The organism is Endozoicomonas sp., assembly GCF_031844845.1.
Classification (GTDB): domain Bacteria; phylum Pseudomonadota; class Gammaproteobacteria; order Pseudomonadales; family Endozoicomonadaceae; genus Endozoicomonas.
Genome location: NZ_JAVRMB020000382.1, coordinates 1 through 18,795 on the forward strand (window position 1 = coordinate 1; position 18,795 = coordinate 18,795).

Consider the following 18,795-nt stretch of genomic DNA (forward strand, 5'->3'; position numbering starts at 1 on the left):
GGTCTGGCTGCGCAGTGGTGACAAGATCAACAAGATGACTATCAATGTGATGGGTGAGTTGAGTGAAGTACCCCGTGGACAGGATGATCTGTGCAGGATTATCAGCCATGTCTACCTGAATCAGGCTTATTTGCTGGGTAAGGTTTATCCATAAGACCGCTGCCCGCTATCCGCTGCCCGCCGCCCGCAAAAGCACAAGCACAAGCTGCTCTGGCTTTTTCGGGTAGCGGGTGGCGGGCAGCGGGAAGCGTTCTTTTAAATGGGAACGAGAATTAAGGATAAGTCGTATGTTACTGATAAAAAACGCCACCGCTGTTCAGTTTGAACCAGCCAGAGTTACCGAAGGTGTCGATATCCTTGTTGATGGTAACAAGATTGTCGAAGTGGGTACTCAGGTTGATCATGCCAAAGCGACTCGAACTATTGATGCCGCAGGTCGTCTGGTGATGCCGGGTATTGTCTGTAGTCATAACCACTTCTATTCCGGATTATCCCGGGGGGTAATGGCAGATATTAAGCCCAGCCCCGATTTTGTCAGCATACTTAAAAACCTGTGGTGGCGGGTAGACCGGTCTATTGATGAAGAGATTCTTTATTACAGCGGCCTGATCTGTTCTCTAGAAGCCATTAAGGCGGGTTGCACTTCCGTTATTGATCATCACGCTTCTCCTTCCTATATCAAAGGCTCTCTTAATACGCTCCGTAAAGCTTTTCTCAAGGCTGGTTTGAGAGGTATGACCTGTTTTGAAACCACTGACCGCAATGGCGGTATCAAGGAGATGGAAGCCGGTGTTCAGGAAAATATCGACTTTGCCAATCTGGTCACCAGTGCCAGAGCGAGAGGTGATGAGCCTTACCTGGTTGAAGCCCATATTGGTGCCCATGCGCCGTTTACCGTTTCTAATGATGGTTTGGGCATGTTGTCCGATGCGGTTCGGGAAACGGGCCGGGGGCTGCATATCCATGTAGCGGAAGATAAGTACGATGCTACCTGGAGCCACCACCACTATGGTCAGGAGCTGATTCAGCGTCTGGATAGTTTTGGTCTGGTTAATGATAAAACGGTGATTGGGCATGGCCTCTATCTGAGCGACTCAGACATTGAATTACTTAACGAAAAAGATGCTTTCCTGGTTCATAACGCACGTTCTAATATGAATAACCATGTGGGTTATAACGAACAACTGACGTCTTATAAGAATATAGCCCTGGGTACTGATGGTATCGGCAGTGACATGTTTGAAGAACTGAAATTTGCCTTCTTCAAGCATCGTGATGCCGGTGGTTCATTGTGGCCGGACAGCTTTGTGAAGTTTCTGAATAACGGAAACCGTTTGCTGGAAAGAAACTTTGGTGGTCATTTCGGTCGTCTGGAAGCTGGCTATCAGGCTGATCTGGTAATCTACGACTACAACAGTCCAACGCCTCTGCAGGCAGAAAACCTCCCTGGACATATGGCATTTGGTATGAACAGCGGTGGTGTGAGAACCGTGATTGTTGATGGTGCTGTGGTTTATGAAGACGGGCAGTACCCATTTGATGTCAGTGAAATTTATGCCGAAGCACGGAAGGCTGCACGGCGCTTGTGGCAGGGTATGGATAATCTACGGTAAAGCATAGGGAGTATGGTGCTATTGATCGAAAATATCACCATAACCTTTTTGTTAGACGGCTGAGATGGGAGTTAAGTTTATTATTTAACACATTGTAGCGATTCAACCGGATTATAATGACGCATTTCTAATTTTTCTATTATTATTTTTAAAGATTGTATTGAATTTAGTTTTTCGTCAATACCGAGTTGTCTCTTTACTATTATCAGTAGGTTGTTTAGTTTTTTTTCTTTGTTAATTGAAGTGTCATTTAATATGATTTTAGTTGCCTGAGGATCCCCTGGCTTGGCATGGTAAAGATTTGAAGTCTTATTTAATTTACTGGAAGATAAATGTGTATCTGAATACAAATCATATACTTCCAGGAGAGTATTAATGTTTGTGGGGTGCTTGTTTCTGGTTTTTTTTTTCGGTAATGATTCACGTATTTGTTGATATAAAGCGGCCTTTTTTTTTCGCCATGTTTTAATATATAGTCCATGTTCTTTTGTATGCTTGTTGTTGGGATTGATTATGTCAGTATTTTTAGTTCGTGGAAAAATCGTGAAGTATCGATGTGTTTTTTCGGTAGTTGATTGCTCGCTGTTACAGGAAATAATAGAATTCTCTTTTCTGGAAAATTTTCCGGTTGGTAATGCATCGTTGCAACTGGAAGAATGGGAGCGTTTTTGAGCTTTACCCGTGTTCTCATTATCACTATAAACTGAATCATCGTCACTTGTCTGCTTTCTTATACATGGGATATATAGCCTGGTTTCTGGATTTATTACTGTATTCTGATTGGTTATTTCAGGATTAATGCATGGGTGCTCAATGGCTTTTATTGATTGGCAGTCACCGCAGAAAATCTCAGTGCAGAACTCTGGATCAGGTTTTTTATTAAATGGTTGGATTTTTTTATATTGCCTAAAAAACTTACTGATTGTGTGTAATGATGGTTTTCTACCGGTAAGTTTTCCGTTTGTTGATATAACCTCATGATAGATATCCGCTGCTGACGATTTTTCAGATTTGAGGCGAGCTCTCAGAAGATTGTATGCTAATTCGGGATGGATTTTATTGAAGGTATGAATGGGTTTGACCGGTATCTCTTTATTTTCCCAGGATGCAGCGAGTGTTGCTGCAGCGAGTGTTGCCAGTTCAGCTTCTGTTAATGATGGTATTTCCTTTTCCGATGTCAATGGTAGTCCAATACTCTCGTGATCAGGAAAAAACGATACTGTGGGACTCAGTAGCGTTTCAGTAAATTGATCAGATGTTAGTGCAATCTCATCGGTAAAATATGAATTGGATGATTGATATGCATCATCAAATGGTGAAGATAATAGTTCTGTGAACGATGAGTAAATATAAGGAGGGGGGGGATGGGCTTCTGAGATTGCGCTAGAGTTTGGGCGTCGTTTTTTTATACATGTTGTAGTTTTGTCTCCTTCTTTTTCAAATGGCTCAGGAATATTCGGCCTTTTGTTAATGCGAACATGGTTTTTGGTTTTTGGTTGTGATTTAAAAGTATGCTGATTCGTGTATGTCATTGGGTCTGAGTTCTGTTGGCTTTCAGTAAGATTATCAGACGATGCAACTATATTAGGTTTCTCAGTAGTATCAGGGAATATTTCTTTTATTTTTGTGATTGTATTGGTTAATACTTGTTTCTGAGAGAGACTATTATCTTTGAATATTTTTTTTAGTATTTTATATTCTGCAATAAGGTCATTTCTCTTTCTCTCTGTAGTTCGACGTTTTTTATTTCCATGGCCTTTTTTTGTTGTTCTATTTAAATGTTCGCGTATTGTTTCTTTTATTTCTGGGTCTTCGGTTTTTTCGTGGTCTGCATAAATTTTAAATATTTCGGCTGATAGTAGTAGCGTTTCAGATTTTGTGAGTAGATTTTTGTCTGGTGGGTGGGTATTGCTTGATCCTATTTTATATAATAAGCTTCGTACTTTATGAAGTTCAAGGAGCTTTAAGTCGTATACCTTCTTTGCATTCTCTTGTATATGTTCTTTTGATTTTTTCGAAGTTGGTTCTGATACCGTCATGTTCTCAGATGGAGAGATTGTTTTTTCGAGCTGTTGGTGTTGGCTGGAATTTTCTTGAACAGGCGATGGTAAGTTTTGCAGGCAGAAATAACCTTGTTTGTCTGATTCGTCAAGATTGTTTTCAAGTTCTGTTATTTGATCTATTATTGTTGAGCTTGTTTTTTGGCCTTCATCGGCGGTATCTGTATCTGTATCTGTATCTACTGATGTATTTTGTTGCTCTGGAGATGAGTCTTCGGAATTATGCAGTGTGTCTATACAAAAACCTGTGTGATCATTAATGGATGAATCGGAGGTTTCTTCGTTATTATCCGATTGATCAATAATATTGTTATGAAAATATTCTTTATTGTCTTGTTGATTTCTCGGGGTGATATTTAGAGTAATACCTAACGCTGCAGGTGTGTTCTGTTGGATTCCATAATCTTTAGGCAGGAATGAGTTGTTTGTTGTTAAATAATCTTGACTTAATGATTGTTCTTTAAAGGAAGGAGGGTTGTTAGAAGTGGATTGATTTTGATTCTGGCATTCCTGAAAGTCTGAGATAATATCGAGTGGAAAGATAGAAGGCTGTTCTAGAAAATGACTTGGATAAGGTGGAGGTGGTTGGTCAGAAGGTTTGTCAGGAGATTGGCAAGGTATTTGAAAAGGATCATAAGATGTATCTGTTTTTAGAAAATTTATATAGGTTATTGCTTGTTTTACAATTTCGATTCGAGTTAGATGTATCAGGGCGGGATGTTTGATTGCACAGTTTAATTCATCGAAGGCATCGTCCATTATGAATTTTCGGTCAGTTATCATAGTGCTTTGGTCGGTGTAAGTTATTTTATATTTTTCACCGAGACCTCTAACTGTATTTTTATTCTGTTCGTTAGTGTCGTCGTTATGATTCAGATGATGATAAGGCGCTTGAAAAGGATCGATATACGTTTCTTGTTCTAGATGTTTTATATAGTTTGTTGCCGATCTTAAAATATGGATTCGATAGTTACCTGCCAGAAATTTTTCCGGGATTAATGATCGTAATTTATGTACCTCACGATCCAATATAATGTTGGTATTGACTTGAGTTATTATTTTTTTGTGTTCGTAATTTGTATCTGTATATTTATTCTGATCATTAGTGGGGCTGTGGTAATTCGGATGATTAATATATGTTCCCTGATCATATGCTTTAGCCCAATTATCCATTACCTGTATTACCTTTATGTAAATCTGTAAATATTTAGATTTTTTTATCAAAACGTTTACTATTTATAGATAAATTTCTATGGATTGCATGGTTTTTTTATATTAGCCGGTTGATTTTATCAGTTTGAGTTACCATTTTGAGAATGAATATATCTATCTATCATTGGTAACTCTTCTAAACGCTGTTTGATTGATAATGTTTCTCATTAAGTTATTTCAATGGGTCGTATTATTCTGGTGGTTATCAGATGGGTGATTCTGAGACGATTTTTTTTGAGCATAAGTCTGATTTTTCTCTGCCAGATTTGTTATAGATCATTTTTTCCATATTAAAGAGTTCTCATTCACCCCTTCTGATTCGCTTCTGGCTCGAATAATGCCTTGAAAAGTCGCTTAACGATGATATTGAGCTATCTCAGCTGAGCAGATATAAACCTGAGAAACAACTCGAGAGATGGCTTGAACGGACATCAGAAAATCGGGCTCTAGGGGAAATAATGTTAAATAACGATGTGGACCACTCTTCATTAGAGAAGAAAAAAGAATCTCACGAAAATTCTCTTCTGGAACGATTATTCCATCTAAAGGAACACGGCACCACCGTGAAGATGGAGGCACTGGCGGGTTGCACCACCTTTATTACCATGTGCTACGTAGTGTTTGTTATACCGGAAATGCTTTCTGCCGCAGGCATGGATCGTGGTGCACTGTTTGTCGCTACCTGTCTGATCTCCGCCATCAGCTGTATTGCCATGGGGCTGTACGCCAACTGGCCGGTTGGCCTGGCACCGGGCATGGGGTTGAACGCTTTCTTTGCTTATGCGGTTGTTTTGGGCATGGGCTATTCCTGGGAACAGGCGATGGGTGCCGTGTTCTGGGGCGGTATCGGCTTTATGATCCTGAGTGTTTTCAAAGTTCGGGAGTGGATTGTTGACAGTATTCCCAAAGGGCTGCGGATTGGTATTACTGCGGGTATTGGTTTGTTTCTGGCGCTGATCGGTCTTAAAACTGCGGGTATCGTTGTGGCTAACCCGGGCACCATTGTCGGTCTGGGTGATATCACCAGTTTCGCGCCGGTGATGGCCAGTTTGAGTCTCTTCCTTATTCTGGGACTCAGCTATCGAAAAATGAAATCTGCGGTGTTAGTTTCCATTGCCCTGGTTACCGGTATCGCACTGGTTACCGGACAAGTGCAGTTTACTGGCATCTTCTCTCTGCCACCGAGTATTACGCCAATCTTCGGCAAACTGGACATCATGGGTTCTTTGAACCCGGACATGCTTGGTGTCATTGTCGCCTTTATGTTCGTCAACCTGTTCGACACCACCGGCACATTGATCGCGGTGGGTGACAAGGCTGGACTTGCTGACGAAAACGGCAAGATGGAAAATATGAGCCGGGCGATGGTCACTGATGGTACTGCCTCCTGGGTGGGTGCCATCTTTGGTGCGCCAACGGTCACCACCTACGTAGAAAGCGCTTCCGGTGTTGCTGTGGGTGGCCGTACCGGTCTGACCGCCGTGTTTATTGGCCTGTTGTTTCTGCTGACCCTGTTCTTATCCCCTCTGGCTGGCATGGTGCCCGGTTATGCAACGGCAGGCGCTCTGCTTTATGTTGCGGTACTCATGACGGGAAGCCTGGGAGACATGGACTGGTCTGATCTGACTGAAGCGGGTCCCGTTGTTATTACCACCATTATGATGCCGTTGAGCTTCTCTATCGCTAACGGTATTGCGCTTGGATTTATTGCCTACCCGATTATTAAGCTGTTGGCTGGTCGAGTTAAAGAAGTCAGCATCAGTGTCTGGGTACTGGCCATTATGTTTGCACTGAAATTTATCATTTTTGGAATATAAGTCATTAGTCCGGCTAGTGCAGGGAAGCGTTAAACCCTATACAGATACCACCGCCGTCATTCCCGCGCAGGCGGCTGTCGTAAAACCCTCGTTCCCACGCTCTGCGTGGGCATGCATACGGATCTGGCCGCATGTGGAGAAACCTCTCCTTGTCCGAATCTGTGGTGGTTTCAGGCTGGTTATTCACTTGTGGCGAGTACGGTATGCATTCCCACGCAGAGCATGGGAACGAGATGTCCGGAGGGTTTTGCAACACCCGCCTTCGCGGGAAAGACGGCAGTAGTATAAATCGGTATTTAAGACCTTTTGCAACACCCACGAAGGCGGGGATCCACTGCTCGCGATGGATTCTCGCCTTCGCGGGAAAGACTGCGGTGGTATAAACCGGTAATTAAGATCTTTTGCAACAGCCTCCTTCGTGGGGATGACGATGGTATGGTTACTTCAGCTCAGATACACCAGAAACCTATAAAACCAATGTCGTTTATTGTAGTAAAACGGCCATAAACACATCAAGAAAAACCACAAATTCACAACAAATCACAAAGCACTTGATCTCCCCGCTATTTTATTTATAGTGACGCTATAAAAATAAAATCAATCCGGGGAACTATTCCATGAAACACCACATTTTTGCCCTGATATCAGCCGTGCTATTAGCGGGCTGCAGTCCTTCCAAAGAACCTGAACCACTGAAAAGCTCTGCATTAACGGCTCCGGCATTTATTGGCCAACCGGCGCAGGCAAAGCCTTTCAATGGCGACAATATCAGTCACCCTTTTATGGCCAAGGCGGGAAAAAGCACCATTCATGGTGATGGTTTCAATTCTGATGTCCATCAGGTTTCAGGCCCCCTTGGCATTAATCCACAGATACAAACCCGGGATGGATCCAATATGCCCGGAGGCATGTGTGCAACGGTCACCATCACCACCAAAGACCAGCTTATTGCACTCTGTGCATCGATTACCGGATTTGAAATCCATATGCTGAAGCCCAGATCCCTTGAGCTTCTGGCACGCTTTAAATTACCAAACCGCCCCAGTTCCTTTCAGGCTCTGGTCAAGCGTGATCCGGCGATTGTTATGACCGACACTTCTGGCGGCGCTTATTACTATCTCGATGATCAGGACCGTGTGGTACTGGCTGACAGTACACAGCGCATCCTGAGGTTAGCCAATCGCCAGACTGAAACGGGAGAGTGGGAGTTCTACCTGGATGGTAACTGGGATCTCAGCCAGGACGTTCCCAATGATTGTATGAATTGGAATAACTGGTTCCCGGATGGCGAATGCGATCCAATCACCGCCGTATTACCGGATCACAAAGGCTTAATATGGTGGGTTACCCGTTATGGCCGGGTCGGCACACTCAACCCTGAAACAGGAAAGGTAAAAAGTACGCAGTTTAAGGGAGAAGAGATCCAGAATAGCTTCGCGATGGATGAAAATGCAGCCTACGTAGTCACGGATCATGCAACCTATGCCATGAGTACTGATGCGAAAGGAAAACCCAGCGTCCTCTGGCAGGAAACATACGACCGTGGATCAGAACGGAAAGTTGGCTCCATTAATCAGGGATCCGGCACCACACCGACACTGCTGGGAGATCGATACATCACCGTCACTGACAATGCTGACGACCGGATAAATCTTCTGGTTTATCGTCGCCAGCCAGACTTTAACGGCCAACGGTTGATTTGCACGGTTCCCCTGTTTGACAGCCAGCAGTCAGCGACTGAAAACTCAATGGTGGGCTGGGGACGTACAATTATTATTGAAAATAATTTTGGTTACAGCAACGCTATCCAACAAACAGATTGGGATGGCATACCCGGCGGCATCAGCAGGATTGATATCCGGGAAGACGAATCCGGTTGTGATATTGTCTGGAACTCTCCTGAGAAAGCCCCTTCTGTTGTTCCAAAGCTCTCCGCAAACAATGGTCTGGTCTATTTTTACACCTTTGAGCAACAGGATAATGCTGATGATGTCGCATGGTATCTAATGGCTCTCGATGCAGAAAGCGGCAACACGGTCTTTAAAATTCGCACCGGCGCAGGCATGGATTTTGACAATAACTGGGCACCGATTACCATCGGCACCGACGGTACAGCCTATGTAGGCACCATCAAGGGCATCATTGCGATCTGGGATGATTCAGCAACAGCCTTGAGCCAATTATAAAGTTTTGAGCCAATCAACCGGAAATAAGGCAAACCAGGGATAATCAATTATGGGAAGACCCCGCGTGCGAAACCGTATTCTGGCAGCAGCCAGAGACCTTCTGGAAACTGAAGGCCTCCCGGGACTCACAACCAGAGCCGTTGCCATGCATGCCGGGGTTACCGAAGCCAGTCTGTTCAATAACTTTGGTGATAAAACAGGGCTACTGCAGGCTCTGATTAATGAAGCCCTGCCTGAGCAGACGACACTTATCAGACATATTACCGAAGACGCTCTTGATGATCAGAAGCAGATAAATTCCTGGCTGATGACCGTTTTTGAAGCCGCTATTGCCTACTTTGAACGGGTTCTTCCAATCGCAGCCTCATCTCTAACAAGAGGTCCGACTGCTATACCCGGGGATCGGGTAAACGGATTCTATACCCCCCGCCAAATGCTTTCTGACAGGCTGAGAGAGTTGAAAGAGAGCAACCAGATAAAAAGAGATATTACTCCAGAACTCACTGCCGTCATGCTGATGGGAACAGCCATGCATACCGCCATGACCCGGCTGACACTGGGCGACAGTGAGTTTTCACATCACTTCACATCTCAACAGCTTGCTGAAAGTCTTGGTCTCGCATAGTCCATAACAACCATGAGTGTGGTTAAGGCTGAGATACAATAGATACTCACACCAGAGACTGTTCACAATTTACCGCCAATCTGTTAAATATTATGAACAGGTTATTACCGACAATAAAATAAGCCAGGTAGTCCCATGCCCAATAGAATTCCTCTTTTTATCGATGGCGACTTCATCGCCAGTGAAAGCTCACAATGTATCCCTGTCACCAATCCAGCCACTCAGGAACTGCTGGCGGAACTGCCTTTTGCCACTGAAACGGAAATGGAAAAAGCCGTTGAAAGCGCTAAGTCGGCCTTTAAAAAGTGGAGAGATGTCCCTGTCTCTGACCGTGCTCGTCTGATGATGCGTTATGTTGCCCTGCTTAAAGAGAACCATGATGCACTGGGCGAACTGGTCTCTCAGGATACCGGCAAGACCTTTGCTGACGCCAAAGGTGATGTATGGCGTGGTATTGAGGTGGTAGAACAGGCCGCTAATATCCCTTCAGCCATGATGGGAGAAACCGTTGAGAACGTTGCCAATAACATCGATACCTACAGCTATACGCAGCCATTGGGCGTTTGTGTTGGTATCAGCCCATTCAATTTCCCGGCGATGATTCCCCTGTGGATGTATCCTCTGGCTATCGCTGCTGGTAATACCTATATCCTCAAGCCTTCCGAGCAGGTTCCCCTGACCGTTATGCGGCTGGTTGAGCTGTTTGTTGAAGCAGGCGCACCTAAAGGCGTATTGCAGATTGTTCATGGTGGTAAAGAGCAGGTCGACTACCTCCTGAACCACCCTGATACAAAAGCCGTGTCGTTTGTTGGCTCAGTGCCGGTTGGCAAGTACATCTACAAAACCGCCACCGATAACATGAAACGCGCCCAGTGTATGGCCGGTGCGAAAAACCATATGGTTATCATGCCTGATGCGGATAAAGACCGCGTACTGAATAGTCTTGTTGGTGCCTCTGTTGGCGCAGCTGGACAGCGCTGTATGGGCATCAGTGTTGCCGTCTTTGTTGGTGACAGCAAAAACTGGATTAATGAGTTAAAAGATCAGCTGGCAGTGGTTAAACCAGGCGCCTGGGATGATCCCAAAGCCGGTTATGGCCCCATCATTTCCACTGCAGCTAAAGAGCGTGTGCTTGGATTGATCGCCAAAGGTAAGGAAGAAGGTGCGACCTGCCTTCTGGACGGCAGTGACTGCACTGTTGCAGAACTTCCGGATGGTAACTGGGTTGGGCCAACACTGTTTACCGATGTAACCACCGATATGACCATCTATCAGGAAGAAATCTTTGGCCCGGTACTTTGCTGTATCACCGTCGCCACACTGGCAGAAGCCATTGAATTGATTAATGCCAGCCCATATGGCAATGGTACTTCAATTTTCACCGGCTCCGGAGCCGCTGCCAGAAAGTATCAGCGTGAAATTGAGGTAGGTCAGGTGGGTATCAATATTCCTATCCCGGTTCCCCTGCCCTTCTTCTCATTCACTGGCTGGAAAGGTTCATTTATGGGTGACCAGCATCCTTATGGCAAACAGGCGGTGCGTTTCTTCACGGAAACCAAAACCATCACTTCCCGCTGGAACTATGATGAGGAAGCCTTCAAGCAAAGTGATCAGCCGAACCTGACCATCAATCTGAAGTGAGCCGTTAAGGGCTGGCTTGTGCCAGCCTTTATTTACTGAGCATATTTTTCGGGTAGTTCATGGGTGTGTTCAAAAAATACTGGTAAAAAATAAAGAACCATCATACATAAATATTGCCGTGCTTAGGCTGCAGGTTTATGGAACGATCGTTTTCCAGTACGTATTGAGAAGTTACGTTCATGCAATATCCGGAACCTCCTCAAGCATTTTAATTTCTTCCCATCCCAATGGTTTAATCACTGAAGTCAGAACATCTCTTTTCTCAAATTTCCCTCCAAATTTATTAACTTCAGAAATTTTAACCAAATTATTTTTTGAATAGCCATCTCTGATTTTTCCTAACACTGTGTTGTATTGGATTGCGCTCCAGTTTTTTTTAACTCTTTCATCAATATACTCATATAACATTCTACTGTGTTCCGGTTCCCGTTTTCCCATAAGTTGACGATAGCTTTGATCATAATCTGCAGTTTTCATTTTCTCCCGACCTGCTTCCATACTTTCTATTTCATCTTCATATCTACTTGAAAATATTGCGCTTTGATATTGAAAGTCATAATCATGCGCAGCAATAAAGTGAAAGACCTTATCCTCTAGAGTCTTTATTTTCTCTTTAACATACCCAGTAAAAACACCTACATTTCCAATCATTTTAAAGAACTGTTCTTGAAAGTCATAGAAAACCTTCTCTGAGGGGCAGCCACAACCCGGATAGCTCATGCAGGACATCTCCGAAGAAAACAGGCAACCACGCATTAACAAGCGTTTATACCAGCCTCGTATTTCTGCTGACTCCTCATGGCAAATCAATTTTTCATTATCCAAATCACTGCTTGTGAAATTGGAAAACAAATCGTCAAAGACTGAATCATGATATTGTTTTTTAAGCCCGGTTAAAAAGTCAGACCATTGTATCTGCTGTTTTTCTGGAATGGTAAAGAGTGTATCCAGTTCACATTGCACCGCCATCATGTCTAAAATGCTAGCACACCTGTCAATGCAAGCATCTTCTAAAGTCCCTGCTAGCACACAGATCCCTTTCACCATGCCTGGTTTAACTTTGCAGGCATCAAATACTTTTTTTAATGCCTGACGCCGGTGCAATGCCTCCTTATAGCTTTGGCCAAGTTGTTCCATAAATGTAATAAGATTTGGAATATCCCGTGACTGCAACGGGACAGCCGCTATACTCCGGGCAAGACTCTGACTGGAATCCTCATTACAAACATTGCCAACCTTAAAAAATTCAATCATTACTTTTTCCAGTTCTGAACTGTTCTGAATGACTGGCTCGTCCTTATCCGATTGACTTACCTGTGAAACCGGATTATCCTGCAGTCGCCAGGCTGGTATGGCGTAGGCTCCCAAGGTCTCTTGATCATCATCTCCTGATTCAGGCTCCAATAATTCTCGATCATCTTCTGATTCAGACTCCGATAATTCTCGATCATCTTCTGATTCAGGCTCCGATAATTCTCGATCATCTTCTGACTCAATCTCCGGGTTATCGGCTTGCCTGACACCCTCATAAAATGGACTTCGTTCCGTTGGGTAATCCTCCATACATCCCGCTGCAAACTCACATAAAATCGGTGTAGATAAATGCTGTGCCAAGTAGTTCATATTTGCTCGAACAGTAAATCTACCTTGACAAAATACGCAAATAACTGAATCAGATTTAGCGATGATTCTATTATGCAGGCTTTGGCCAACTTCGCTACCCGCAGGGATCAATCCCTGTAGAGCTAATGTTTCATAAACAACACAATTACTAATATAATCCCACTGTGAAAATGGACTATTCGTCTGGTCGCCCAAATTTTCAAAGAAACTCTGAAATTTTTCCAATCGTTCTGGGTAAGATATACAACCCTCTCCCGACGACCGTACATGAGTATCAAACATAATTCCCATCCATATAAAACATAATTCATTGACAAATCACGCTGCTATTAGCGTCATCATATTAAAAAAACCCCTCTCCTGACTTTTACCATTTTTGAACTTGCCCGTGAGTTTCAACTGTTCAGACCAACCTCTTTTTGCCAGAGATCGGAACTGTTTACCCAGAGATTGAGCCGATACTATCCAGACAGCGAAAAATCCCAGCGCAATCGCCGCCACATAAGGTGTAATTGCCGAAAGAGAACCAAAAATAATAAGCAAAACCTGCTGAATAAGGGAACCGGTAGACTTACCCAAAGGATTACCAATAACATCCACCGCCGCTTTGCCTTTCACTTTTTTCTCAGGATCCAGAGGGATATAACTCATCTCTTTTGTTGGGTCGAACAGAGAGTACTTGGTGGATTTACTGAGTATATTTTGCAGAGATCCCAGGATCACCGTCATCATCAAGGGAGACATCCCCAGAATAAACCAGCCATTGGGTACGTTATCCCGGAACAGGACAAAACTGAAAAAAGGACCGCCAGTAGTTAAAAGCACAATCGGCGTACATAGTGCTGCCACAGTCCTGCCAAATCGTCGAATCACATTATTGGTCACAAACATCATCATGAAGATGGTGAAAATCCCGGTACAGGTAGAAAATAATCCCATAAACTGGTTGTACTCATTGGGCGACGGGTATTGCATTCGCAGCTGATTTTTCCAGGTCACCTCCACCATATTGATACAAACCCCATAACAGATGACCAGCATCGCAATACAAAGTAAGTACCTTGAGTTGAGAATAAGCCGCAGGCTGTCTTTTATGGAAAGACTCAATTTTTCCAGTTTTGACTCTGCACTAAGATCTGCCAGATAGAGTTTTGGATCGGTTATCACAAAACGGTTAATCCACCAATAAACCAGCATAATCAACAGACCGGCAATGGTTATGACTCCGGTCATAATATTGAGGGAGTATCCCCAGGTATCAGTGCCTTCAGACAGACTTTCCCGAGCTTGTGAGGCGTAGTAAACAAAATAGCCCGCCGTAGGCAGTGCCAGATTGCCCATCATCCCAAAGAGGGCATAAAACCGCTTTGATTCCGATATTTGGGTAATATGATTAGCAAGGCCCCAGAACAGCAGTGACAGGCATACACTCCCCCAAAGCCCCGACATCACATAGAAAAGGGAAAACGTCCAGTTACGCAGTACTGCAATGAACCCTTTGAAACCTATGGGAAAAACAGTTTCCAGATAGTCCGCCAGCTGATCGGCATGAAGCACATCCCGCCAAGGATATAAAACAAAGGAAAACAGACAAAAGAACAGTATGAATCCTGAAATTATAAAATAGAAAAGCAAATTCCTGCGAAGAACATTACTCAGCCTGGCATAAGTCAGCGTAAAAATAATCGCAAAAGGGACATTCACCCATAACTTCAGAAAAGGAATAATTTCTGCGCCTGAGCCAGGCCCGGTAATCACCAGCATATCTTTTGTATCCCTCAGAATGGTGTACACAAATAAAACCAGATAAAACATCAGGATCATGGGAATCACCTTTTTCAGCTCATAGCCATGAACAGGCCACAGTCTGGCTCTCCACTTACTGAATTGATGAGTATCTTGCATTGGTTATCCATTAAGGCGTGTGATTCATGATTCTGCATATAGATAGCTATTAAACCTATAAAGTTCCATTCAACCGACAGCTTTACGTTTACGTAAAGGGAATTTATACTCAAGTCATAACAAGAAAAGAAGCGGCTGCAGACAGGCTACAAAGAAAGAGCAGAGAATAATGTCCGAGACCACTTTCACCATTTCAGAACTTGCCCGTGAGTTTGATCTCACCCTCAGGGCCATCCGCTTTTATGAAGACCAGGGACTTCTCAGCCCGAGCCGTAAAGGGCTTCAACGTATATACAGCAAAAAAGACCGGGTACACCTGAAGCTGATTGCCCGGGGCAAACGTCTTGGCCTGAGCCTTGCTGAATCCAGAGACCTGATAGCTCTGTATGACCCAACCTCTCGAAATAAAAGGCAGCTGAAAGCAATGCTGGAGGCCATTGATACTTCCAGCTCGCGCCTTGAGCAACAACTCAACGATATTCAAATGATGAAGGATGATCTTGAAGAAGCCAGAAAACGCTGCCTGAAAGCTCTGCAAGCGAATGAACGTTAGGAATTAATAAAAATAACCAGTGAGGAATCCCAATGAGTCAATATTCAGAGCTGAACTTCAACCTTGGAGAAACCAATGACCTGCTCAGAGAACAGGTCAGACAGTTTGCCGAAAAAGAGATCGCTCCGCGGGCCATGGAAATTGACCAGACCAACCAGTTCCCCATGGATCTCTGGCAGAAAATGGGCGCTATGGGTTTATCCGGCATCACCGTATCTGAGCAGTATGGTGGCTCCGAAATGGGCTATCTCTCCCACGTGATCGCCATGGAAGAAATCAGCCGGGCCTCTGCTTCCGTTGGCCTTAGCTACGGCGCCCATTCCAACCTTTGTGTTAACCAGATTTTTCGAATGGGAACCGATGTACAAAAAGAAAAATATCTGCCTGACCTGCTCAGTGGCCAGGCTGTCGGAGCCCTGGCCATGAGCGAACCGGGTGCCGGCTCCGATGTTGTCAGTATGAAGTTGAAGGCCGAAAGAAAAGACGACAAATTTATTCTGAATGGCAACAAGATGTGGATTACCAACGGGCCAGATGCATCTACCTATGTTATTTACGCCAAGACTGAACCCGAGAAAAAATCCCGGGGAATAACGGCATTTATTGTCGAGCGGGATTTTCCGGGTTTCTCCAGGGCACAAAAACTGGACAAGCTGGGAATGCGTGGCTCCAACACCTGTGAGCTGGTCTTTGAGGATTGCGAAGTTCCGGCAGAAAACATTCTGGGCAGCCTGAATGGTGGCATAGAAGTTCTGATGAGCGGGCTTGATTATGAACGGGTTGTTCTGTCCGGAGGTCCTGTCGGCATTATGCAGGCCTGTATGGATGTGGTGCTTCCCTACATTCACGACCGTAAACAGTTTGGTCAGTCCATTGGTGAATTTCAGCTGATTCAGGGCAAGGTTGCCGATATGTACACGCAAATGAATGCCTGCAAAGCTTATCTCTACGCTGTCGCTGCGGCCTGTGACCGTGGGGAAACTACCCGTAAAGATGCGGCCGGGGTCATTCTCTATTGCGCTGAACGGGCAACAGCCCTGGCACTGGATGCCATTCAGATTCTCGGCGGGAATGGCTATATCAATGACTACCCCACCGGACGCCTGTTAAGAGATGCCAAGCTTTATGAGATTGGTGCGGGGACTTCCGAAATCCGTCGTATGCTGATTGGTCGGGAGCTGTTTCAGGAAACCGGGCGTTAAATAGGGGCTGGCAAAGATTGATGCACAGGGCAGGACAGCGGTTTAACCGACTACCAGAACTAAGGTGCAAGCGGCGATTGATTACCCCTTGAACCGGCTTATACTTGTCTTACTATGTATAACAATGTAAGACAAAAGGAGGTCATATGAGAAATGAAATGCTCAGCGCCCGTATCGACCAGGAAACCAAGGCCGCTTTTACCGATGTTTGCGAATCCTTGGGGTTAAGCACCTCTCAGGCGATCAAACTGTTTGCCAGGGCGGTTATTAACTACGGAGGTATTCCGTTTGAACTGCGTGTTCCGCAGCCAAACACGGAATCTATTGATGCCATGAAAGAGCTGGATGAAGGCAAAGGCCATAAAGCAGAATCGGTTGACTCCCTGCTGGACGAGCTGACAGAAGGCAAGGTTAAGCATGTACAGCCTTGAATACTCAACCCGGTTCAAAAAGGATTTCAAGAAAACCACCAAAATGGCCATCCCCGATATTATCGCGGCAGGCCATGTTATTTCGACGCTGCAACATGGCGAGACACTTGAGGGTCGTTATACAGATCACGCCTTGACGGGAAACTGGCTTGGTTTTCGGGATTGCCATATCAAGCCCGATCTGGTGTTGATCTACCGAATAGCCGATGGAACGCTGCAACTGGCTCGCATCGGTTCCCATAGCGATCTGTTTTAATGCCCTCAAAATTCTAAACAATATATCGTGACTCGTCCCAAAGGAGGACTTCCATGGTCGCACTCACCACAAAAAAAAATATAGATAGTGCGGAGTTTAATGAGAACCGTCGTCAGATGCAGGCACTGGTTGATGAACTTCAACAGCATTCTGAACGTCTGAAACAGGGAGGGCCGGAAAAGGCCCGGCAAAAACACCTCGCTAAAGGCAAGCTTCTGCCCCGGGATCGAATCGCCATGCTGCTGGATCCCGGATCGCCATTTATGGAAGTCGGGCTTTTTGCTGCAGAAAAGGTCTACAACGAAGAAGTCCCCTGTGCCGGCGTGGTTGCCGGGATTGGCCAGGTTTCTGGCCGTGAGTGCATGATTGTCGCCAATGATGCCACGGTCAAAGGAGGTAGTTACTTCCCGCTCACGGTTAAGAAACATTTGCGAGCCCAGAGCATTGCCGAGCAGAATCTCCTTCCCTGTATCTACCTGGTGGACTCCGGCGGTGCCAACCTGCCCAGACAGGATGAGGTCTTTCCAGACCGGGAACACTTTGGCCGTATTTTCTTTAACCAGGCCAATATGTCCGCCCGGGGGATTCCACAGATCGCCGCCGTTATGGGTTCCTGCACCGCCGGTGGTGCTTATGTCCCTGCCATGGCTGACGAGAGCATTATTGTTCGCCGGCAAGGCACTATTTTCCTCGCCGGCCCGCCTCTGGTTAAAGCAGCGACCGGTGAAGAGATTACTGCAGAGGCACTGGGTGGAGCAGACGTTCATTGTCGTAAGTCAGGTGTCGCCGATCATTACGCTAATGATGATGCCCACGCTATCAGCCTGATTCGTCAGTCTGTGTCCCGATTGAACTCCGTTAAGCAAAGTCACTGCGATATTCAGCAAAGTATTGAGCCACTGTATGACACCAGAGAACTCTATGGGGTTGTTCCTTCGGATTTGAGACAGCCCTATGACGTCAGAGAGGTCATTGCCCGTTTAGTTGATGGCTCAGACTTCGATGAGTTCAAGGCGCTTTTTGGCGAAACTCTGGTTTGCGGCTTTGCCCGTATCCATGGCTATCCGGTGGGTATTCTTGCCAATAACGGCATTCTCTTTTCCGAATCGGCACAGAAAGGTGCCCATTTTATTGAGCTATGCTGCCAGCGCCGCATACCTCTGGTATTTCTGCAAAACACGACCGGTTATATGGTTGGATCCCAGGCGGAGTCCGGAGGCATTGCCCGTCATGGCGCCAAAATGGTGAACGCTGTCGCCTGTGCCAAAGTCCCCAAATTCACCGTGATTATCGGTGGCAGCTTTGGCGCTGGAAATTACGGAATGTGCGGAAGAGCCTATGATCCCAGATTCCTCTGGACCTGGCCCAATGCACGTATTTCCGTGATGGGGGCAGAACAGGCCGCTAATGTTCTGGTTCAGGTCAAGCGGGAGGCCATGGAAAAACAGGGGCAAACACTCAGTGATAAGGAAGAGCAGGCAATCCGCCAGCCCATTCTTGAAAACTATGAACATCAGGGTAATCCCTACTACGCCAGCGCACGACTCTGGGATGATGGGATCATTGATCCTGCAGATACCCGGACCGTTCTTGGGCTGGGTCTTTCAGCGGCAATGAATGCACCCATTGAAGAAACGCGCTTTGGCATATTCAGAATGTAAAGAACATGAT

Annotated in this window: 13 protein-coding genes; 10 read left to right on the forward strand and 3 right to left on the reverse strand. The window is 45.3% G+C overall.

Annotated features, from left to right (window positions below):
• Nucleotides 1–287 precede the first annotated feature (287 nt).
• Nucleotides 288–1,613 carry a putative aminohydrolase SsnA gene (gene ssnA, locus RM811_RS21200; RefSeq protein ID WP_402528049.1) on the forward strand — a complete coding sequence of 442 codons (1,326 nt, stop codon included), beginning with the start codon at nt 288–290 and terminating at the stop codon, nt 1,611–1,613.
• Nucleotides 1,614–1,693: 80 nt separating this feature from the next.
• Here the strand turns inward: ssnA and RM811_RS21205 are convergent, their stop codons facing one another.
• Complete coding sequence (locus RM811_RS21205) at nt 1,694–4,846, reverse strand: hypothetical protein (protein WP_402528051.1); 3,153 nt, start codon at nt 4,844–4,846, stop codon at nt 1,694–1,696.
• A 497-nt stretch (nt 4,847–5,343) separates the two neighbouring features.
• Between RM811_RS21205 and RM811_RS21210 the strand changes: the two genes are divergently transcribed.
• The 4 genes from RM811_RS21210 to RM811_RS21225 all read left to right on the forward strand — a co-directional run bounded on the left by RM811_RS21210 (nt 5,344) and on the right by RM811_RS21225 (nt 11,154).
• On the forward strand, nt 5,344–6,702 hold the full coding sequence (locus RM811_RS21210; RefSeq protein WP_402528054.1) for an NCS2 family permease: 1,359 nt from the start codon (nt 5,344–5,346) through the stop codon (nt 6,700–6,702).
• A 617-nt stretch (nt 6,703–7,319) separates the two neighbouring features.
• Nucleotides 7,320–8,888 carry a hypothetical protein gene (locus tag RM811_RS21215; protein ID WP_402528056.1) on the forward strand — a complete coding sequence of 523 codons (1,569 nt, stop codon included), beginning with the start codon at nt 7,320–7,322 and terminating at the stop codon, nt 8,886–8,888.
• Between the two features lie 49 nt (nt 8,889–8,937).
• A complete protein-coding gene (locus RM811_RS21220; protein WP_402528059.1) occupies nt 8,938–9,513 on the forward strand; it encodes a TetR/AcrR family transcriptional regulator in 576 nt (191 codons plus the stop codon).
• A 135-nt stretch (nt 9,514–9,648) separates the two neighbouring features.
• On the forward strand, nt 9,649–11,154 hold the full coding sequence (locus RM811_RS21225) for a CoA-acylating methylmalonate-semialdehyde dehydrogenase (protein WP_402528060.1): 1,506 nt from the start codon (nt 9,649–9,651) through the stop codon (nt 11,152–11,154).
• A 177-nt stretch (nt 11,155–11,331) separates the two neighbouring features.
• Here RM811_RS21225 and RM811_RS21230 read toward each other — a convergent pair whose 3' ends face one another.
• Together RM811_RS21230 and RM811_RS21235 are read right to left on the reverse strand one after the other, a co-directional pair.
• Nucleotides 11,332–13,059: a hypothetical protein gene (locus tag RM811_RS21230; protein ID WP_402528063.1), complete on the reverse strand. Its 1,728-nt coding sequence runs from the start codon at nt 13,057–13,059 to the stop codon at nt 11,332–11,334.
• A gap of 36 nt (nt 13,060–13,095) precedes the next feature.
• A complete protein-coding gene (locus RM811_RS21235; protein ID WP_402528064.1) occupies nt 13,096–14,682 on the reverse strand; it encodes an NTP/NDP exchange transporter in 1,587 nt (528 codons plus the stop codon).
• A 169-nt stretch (nt 14,683–14,851) separates the two neighbouring features.
• Between RM811_RS21235 and RM811_RS21240 the strand changes: the two genes are divergently transcribed.
• The 5 genes from RM811_RS21240 to RM811_RS21260 all read left to right on the forward strand — a co-directional run bounded on the left by RM811_RS21240 (nt 14,852) and on the right by RM811_RS21260 (nt 18,785).
• A complete protein-coding gene (locus RM811_RS21240; protein ID WP_402528066.1) occupies nt 14,852–15,235 on the forward strand; it encodes a MerR family DNA-binding transcriptional regulator in 384 nt (127 codons plus the stop codon).
• 32 nt (nt 15,236–15,267) lie between these two features.
• Nucleotides 15,268–16,437, forward strand: coding sequence for an isovaleryl-CoA dehydrogenase (locus tag RM811_RS21245; RefSeq protein WP_402528069.1), 1,170 nt, complete (start codon nt 15,268–15,270; stop codon nt 16,435–16,437).
• Nucleotides 16,438–16,583: 146 nt separating this feature from the next.
• Nucleotides 16,584–16,868: a type II toxin-antitoxin system RelB/DinJ family antitoxin gene (locus RM811_RS21250; RefSeq protein ID WP_402528072.1), complete on the forward strand. Its 285-nt coding sequence runs from the start codon at nt 16,584–16,586 to the stop codon at nt 16,866–16,868.
• Nucleotides 16,855–17,124, forward strand: coding sequence for a type II toxin-antitoxin system YafQ family toxin (locus RM811_RS21255; protein ID WP_402528075.1), 270 nt, complete (start codon nt 16,855–16,857; stop codon nt 17,122–17,124). The genes RM811_RS21250 and RM811_RS21255 overlap by 14 nt, the downstream gene beginning before the upstream one ends.
• A 53-nt stretch (nt 17,125–17,177) precedes the next feature.
• The gene (locus RM811_RS21260) at nt 17,178–18,785 is read left to right on the forward strand and encodes a carboxyl transferase domain-containing protein (protein ID WP_402528078.1); all 1,608 of its coding nucleotides are present in this window, start codon (nt 17,178–17,180) and stop codon (nt 18,783–18,785) included.
• Nucleotides 18,786–18,795 lie beyond the last annotated feature (10 nt).

Excerpts from the sequence above, each read along its gene's own strand:
- ssnA (WP_402528049.1), top strand. The coding sequence starts at position 288 with ATGTTACTGATAAAAAACGCCACCGCTGTTCAGTTTGAACCAGCCAGA.
- RM811_RS21205 (WP_402528051.1), bottom strand. The coding sequence starts at position 4,846 with ATGGATAATTGGGCTAAAGCATATGATCAGGGAACATATATTAATCAT.
- RM811_RS21210 (WP_402528054.1), top strand. The coding sequence starts at position 5,344 with ATGTTAAATAACGATGTGGACCACTCTTCATTAGAGAAGAAAAAAGAA.
- RM811_RS21215 (WP_402528056.1), top strand. The coding sequence starts at position 7,320 with ATGAAACACCACATTTTTGCCCTGATATCAGCCGTGCTATTAGCGGGC.
- RM811_RS21220 (WP_402528059.1), top strand. The coding sequence starts at position 8,938 with ATGGGAAGACCCCGCGTGCGAAACCGTATTCTGGCAGCAGCCAGAGAC.
- RM811_RS21225 (WP_402528060.1), top strand. The coding sequence starts at position 9,649 with ATGCCCAATAGAATTCCTCTTTTTATCGATGGCGACTTCATCGCCAGT.
- RM811_RS21230 (WP_402528063.1), bottom strand. The coding sequence starts at position 13,059 with ATGTTTGATACTCATGTACGGTCGTCGGGAGAGGGTTGTATATCTTAC.
- RM811_RS21235 (WP_402528064.1), bottom strand. The coding sequence starts at position 14,682 with ATGCAAGATACTCATCAATTCAGTAAGTGGAGAGCCAGACTGTGGCCT.
- RM811_RS21240 (WP_402528066.1), top strand. The coding sequence starts at position 14,852 with ATGTCCGAGACCACTTTCACCATTTCAGAACTTGCCCGTGAGTTTGAT.
- RM811_RS21245 (WP_402528069.1), top strand. The coding sequence starts at position 15,268 with ATGAGTCAATATTCAGAGCTGAACTTCAACCTTGGAGAAACCAATGAC.
- RM811_RS21250 (WP_402528072.1), top strand. The coding sequence starts at position 16,584 with ATGAGAAATGAAATGCTCAGCGCCCGTATCGACCAGGAAACCAAGGCC.
- RM811_RS21255 (WP_402528075.1), top strand. The coding sequence starts at position 16,855 with ATGTACAGCCTTGAATACTCAACCCGGTTCAAAAAGGATTTCAAGAAA.
- RM811_RS21260 (WP_402528078.1), top strand. The coding sequence starts at position 17,178 with ATGGTCGCACTCACCACAAAAAAAAATATAGATAGTGCGGAGTTTAAT.